Here is a 4,972-nt window from a genome sequence, read left to right as displayed (position 1 = left end):
GCCGCTGCGCGCCCTTGCGCTGCAGAACCTGCAACTGGGTACGGACAGTCAGACGCTCACCAAGACCGAAAGGAAATACCATGTCAGCACTTGTTCAATACTCAAATGTTTCGTTATTCACATCAGAAGAAAAGGGCATCCTTGACCAGGCCGCAAGCATTCTCAAATCCAAACTGTTTATCTCAGAACAAACGCCATTAACCTCGCCTGAATTGGTGAAATCGTTCTGTCAAACGTCCTTGGCCGCTTGTGAGTCTGAAGTGTTTGGGATTATCTTCCTCGATAATCAACATCGAGTGTTGCGCACCAAAGAGATGTTCTACGGTACCGTTAATGCCGCTTCGGTCTATCCGCGTGAAGTCGTGAAAGCGTCGCTGGCCGCGAACGCGAGTGCGGTTATTCTCTATCATAACCACCCAAGTGGCGACGCCACCCCAAGTCAAGCTGACCGACGCATTACCCGTCAACTGACGGATGCGTTGGCATTGGTTGATATCCGAGTACTGGACCACTTTGTGGTTTCATTTGAGTGTGTGGTGTCTTTTTCTGAGCGAGGCTGGATTTAAAAAAGCGGCTTATGGCCGCTGATTGAAACAGGGTAGGAGACTACCCTTTAACACATTTTTGGACATAAACGTGTTATATCACTCGCTAAATTAGCGATAAACGGATTAATTGAGGTATGGAAAAAAGCCTTGAGAACCATTGTCCAGTAGAAACATAAACTCCCCCCAATATAATTGAATTTCGTCAGAGCTTATTTGTTAGGTGCGTTCTCAAACAATGCTATAGCTCATCGTACTTACAGATTTCAATTTGATCTTGGCTAATACCGCAACCAATAAGGGCTTGAGCATGCTCTGTTCTCTCTTCATCGGTATAACAGCAAACTTTCCATCGCGCACCTTCAGTACCATTAGCAATGCGGCGGAAGTATGGCAAGTCGATTGCGTTCAATGAATGGCCAATAATCACAACCTCTGTAACGTCCCCAAGCTCTTCAAAATAACTGCTATTCTGTTCTAAAACGTCATCAACTGGCTTTTTAAGTGCATGAAGGGGATACCTAGCAGCACTTTCAGCATCCGAAAACATCGAACGAGTGCTCTCTCCGTCTTCATCAACTTCTGGTATCTCTACAATATTTTCTCCATGACCAAAAATTAAATCATCGTTGGTCTCAGCACGCCCATGAATATGGAACACGCTTTCATCTTCAATGCCATAGATGAGTTGAAGGGTTGATGTGTAGTTAAAAGTGATAAAATGTGCATTTTCAGGAAACGTGATTTTCTCGCTCGCCCGAGTTACATCTATTTGGTTAACCCACCCAATGAAAGTTTCTTTCACCGTAGAAACATGTATATCGGTTTGCTCAGTAAGTTCATCTTCTAACCCATAAACAAAACTAGGCCTAAAGTCTTCTGCTTGAATATCGACTTCATTATGAAAATCAAAGAAGTCTTCCCAACAGAAAGCACCCAGCGCGTTCTCAAAGTCATGCCAAGGTTCATGATCATGTAAGTCGAAAGAGTAATAATTTTCTAGCTCATCTAGAGTACTTTGTGCGAACTCATAAAACTGACTGTAACTTGTTGGCAAATCGTGCCAAAGATCAAATCCATTACCAATTATATAAAGTGTTGTCATCTTTCTCATACCTCATAGCCCTAATGTCTTGTTATATGTATATGCTTTACAAGCCAAATGCTGTAAATACACTTTGCTGCTTATGATGCGGTAAAACAAAGTTGACGCCCAACGGTGATAGTGGTTTTTGATATTCGACAAGTATGTTGAAGGTATTAACGTAAACACTGCCAATTCGCTTTCTTTCATAGAAAGTATCATTGATAAATCGCGCATAGAAGCCCGCGATCAAGTCTGCCACTTGAACTCCTGAACTCAAGTTTGAGTTAACAAATTCAAGCCTAAAGTCACTATGAACATCTAGATCAGAATTAGGAATCGGTGGAGAGTTCTTTGAGATACTATTCTGAACTATATATTCTTTCGATTTTTCTAAAATAACATCGAAGTCCCGCTGTTCATCGTGCATCAAAACTATGTTCTCAACATTTCCCAAATGATACTTGTTCAAGCGACCAATAATGTTAAAAAATGAATGCACATGCGGCAGTATATTTATTTTTTTAGCTTTCGATTTTCTTTTACTTTTGTTTAATATATCAGGGATTGGTAGATAACTTTCAACAGCCTTTTCATCACCATACTCAAGACAAAAAGACTGAAACTCGTCTATTGAAGCAGCCAATAACCGACTGACATCTCGTTTTTCAAGCATGCTACAACTCGTGCTGTCAAAGTAAGCTTTTAACTCACTCAGGAAGTCAATGACCTTAACGCTTTGTCTTTGAAGACAAACTTTATTAAATAGTTCTAAGTATTTTAGTGGAAGCTCATGCCACATGTAGTCTGCTAAATGATTTCGGGCATATTGGTTGTGTCCATTCGTTTCATCTATTTCACCATAGAAAGGTATAATCAGGCTGCTGATTAAATTAGTAATTATGCAAAACTTCTTATCAACTAACTCTACAAATATAGGAACTCTGTTTCCAACAAGATATTTTGCAAGTTCAAGGAAAAACTCAGGCTTATAAGCATAAATTTCGGTTGATTTCAGTTCATTCTCAACTCCATATTTCAGTTTGAGATCAGACAATTTATCTGCAACGGCCTTTTCATCATCAACTCCAACACACGATAATGCGAACAAAGGTTGACCACCAAACTGCAATGAGAACTCTGGCTTAATCAAATCGCCAGTATTACCACTTTCATCCAAGTAATATCGATGCATATTTATTCCTCTAAGCACATAACGCTTTCTAGACGGAATACTTCCGCTTCTACATTCCGTCTATCTTGCTCGCTCTAAATAAGCAACTCAAATCATATATGTAAGCAATGTGACTTTTGTACATGTACCAAGGAAGAATCACGGAAATAGTCAGTCTCTTATCCCTGCACCGTGTTATTAGTTATGGTATGGCAAACTAACATTAACAGTGTATGAATGATTATTTACTCTAAGAAGGAAAGGGGGCAAAGATTACTTAGAGTAAATGAACTAAATTGATGTGTAGAAAGAAACCAACATGGTGCAGAATTTTTATCATGGTACTGTTTTGACTACCCTAAAGCTCGAATCAGGCAGCTTTATAGAAGAAAACTTACGGCCTTACTATTCGGATGTCCTTTATTCTCTTAAAACGTCTCAGGGGGAAGGGTACGTCTATGCGTTAATCGAGCACCAGAGTCGGCCAGATAAACACATGGCGTTCAGACTGATGCGTTACGCTATCGCTGCCATGCAACAACATATTGAAGCGGGTCATGAGCATTTACCCTTGGTGATCCCTTTGCAGTTTTACCATGGCCAAGTCTCGCCCTACCCATATGAGATGAATTGGTTAAAAGGTTTTGCTAACCCTAAGATGGCTAAGGCTCTCTATACTCAAGATTTTCCATTGGTCGATGTCACTGTTATCTCCGATGATGAGATAATGCAACATCGCCGTATCGCGTTACTTGAACTTGTACAAAAGCACGCTAGGCATCGCGATATCATGGATTTCCTTGAGCCTCTGGTCACATTGCTCTTCACCGATTACACTACAGATAAGCAAGTACAGTCATTGATGAGCTACCTACTCCAAGTGGGTGAAACAAGTAACCTAGAAGCGTTAATTACGTCACTGGTCTCATCAGTACCGAAACACGAGGAAACACTTATGACTATTGCAGAACAATTGCGCCAACAAGGCGAGCAACGTGGCCGCCAAGAAGCGCTCAAGGATATGGCGCGTAAGATGCTGCTTAATGGTCTAGATCAACAAACCATTATGGATGTCACGGGATTGAATACAGACGAACTCGCACAACTTTCTCATTAGCTGCTCAAGCATAAAGGGTTGTGTGGCAAAGTGGTGGTGTTGATAAAATCTGCCTGGAGATAAAGCTACATCGTCTATGGCTAACCGTTGGCTTCTAACTGGCATAGCCAGAGCTATAATTTTTGTTTGTAGTTTTGACATTTACTATCATTTCACCTATCTGAGCGTTGTAGTATTTCAAACTCGTTTTACCGCTCGTTAGCGCCTTTTCCGCTTCATTTATTGCTCCACTCTCTTCCCAAAGCATTACCTTCTTTCGAGGTGAGTTTCAGTGAGGGACAACCTTTCTTTTTTAGAGGCTCATGGCACAACAAAACTGACTTCCGCACTCATGGTTTCGGGTGTATCGACATGAACAGCCAAGTGCAGCTTTTGCCATGCTCTGCGTTTCTTTGCATCAAGCTTTTTCACTTTCCACTCTCCCTGACCAAAAAGATGGAGGCTAATTGAGTTAATGGCTAGACGGCGAATAGCCCTTTAGATTTATTGTGATATTTGACTTGAACCGCGTTCGAACACTTACCCTTGAAGATTGAGTACGGACGGTTCTTTTTCTAACGCCAATCAATCTATAAAGTACGTATTAAACTTAAATATTGGGCGTTCTCCCTTCGGTCGGCTCATTCCGTCGCTTCACTCCTCTCGCGATAACTTATGGCACTGTTATCGAGCAAGCTCGATGTGACATTAAGTTACTGCGAACAATCACCCAACGCCTCCGCTACTGCGTAGCTGCGCTTCGTCGTGCCTCCTTATTGCCTTTCACTGGCTTCAATTAAGTTCGAGTAAGGGCTTGTTTTCTTATGTGCCGATTTTCCTTTCGACTCGCATCACTGGATGGCGCTCGCAGACTGTTCACCATCCTCAATCAGAACCTTCTCTGCAAGGGTAAATAAACGCTTCGCGCCCCTGCAGAGAAGAACCCTGTTTGAGGTCTGGACAGCCAAGCGGCTCCATAAAAGTGATACTCAAACAAAAAGGAAACTCCTCATGGCACAACAAAACTCAACCCCAACTCTCTCTAAACCGATGTTCAGCGACCAGCGTTTCGC

The 4,972-nt window shown here is 41.8% G+C and carries 3 protein-coding genes and 2 pseudogenes; 2 read left to right on the top strand and 3 right to left on the bottom strand.

Going from position 1 to position 4,972, the window contains the following annotated elements; genetic code table 11:
* Positions 1–80 precede the first annotated feature (80 nt).
* Complete coding sequence (gene radC, locus AB4653_RS14120; protein WP_102257500.1) at positions 81–566, top strand: DNA repair protein RadC; 486 nt, start codon at positions 81–83, stop codon at positions 564–566.
* Between the two features lie 220 nt (positions 567–786).
* Here the strand turns inward: radC and AB4653_RS14115 are convergent, their stop codons facing one another.
* Together AB4653_RS14115 and AB4653_RS14110 are read right to left on the bottom strand one after the other, a co-directional pair.
* Complete coding sequence (locus tag AB4653_RS14115; protein WP_240798320.1) at positions 787–1,659, bottom strand: bacteriophage abortive infection AbiH family protein; 873 nt, start codon at positions 1,657–1,659, stop codon at positions 787–789.
* Positions 1,660–1,696: 37 nt separating this feature from the next.
* On the bottom strand, positions 1,697–2,824 hold the full coding sequence (locus AB4653_RS14110) for a DUF3800 domain-containing protein (RefSeq protein WP_102257498.1): 1,128 nt from the start codon (positions 2,822–2,824) through the stop codon (positions 1,697–1,699).
* A 328-nt stretch (positions 2,825–3,152) separates the two neighbouring features.
* Here AB4653_RS14110 and AB4653_RS14105 point away from each other — a divergent pair.
* A pseudogene (locus AB4653_RS14105) lies at positions 3,153–3,920 on the top strand (Rpn family recombination-promoting nuclease/putative transposase); the annotation flags it as partial.
* Positions 3,921–4,010: 90 nt separating this feature from the next.
* On the opposite strand, the pseudogene AB4653_RS14100 reads toward AB4653_RS14105, so the two are convergent.
* Positions 4,011–4,441: pseudogene (locus AB4653_RS14100) on the bottom strand (IS5/IS1182 family transposase); the annotation flags it as partial.
* Positions 4,442–4,972 lie beyond the last annotated feature (531 nt).

The organism is Vibrio sp. 10N.222.48.A3 (assembly GCF_041475345.1).
Classification (GTDB): domain Bacteria; phylum Pseudomonadota; class Gammaproteobacteria; order Enterobacterales; family Vibrionaceae; genus Vibrio; species Vibrio tasmaniensis_A.
Note: the sequence above shows the minus strand (reverse complement) of the source record. Positions and strands in the feature narration are given on the sequence as shown.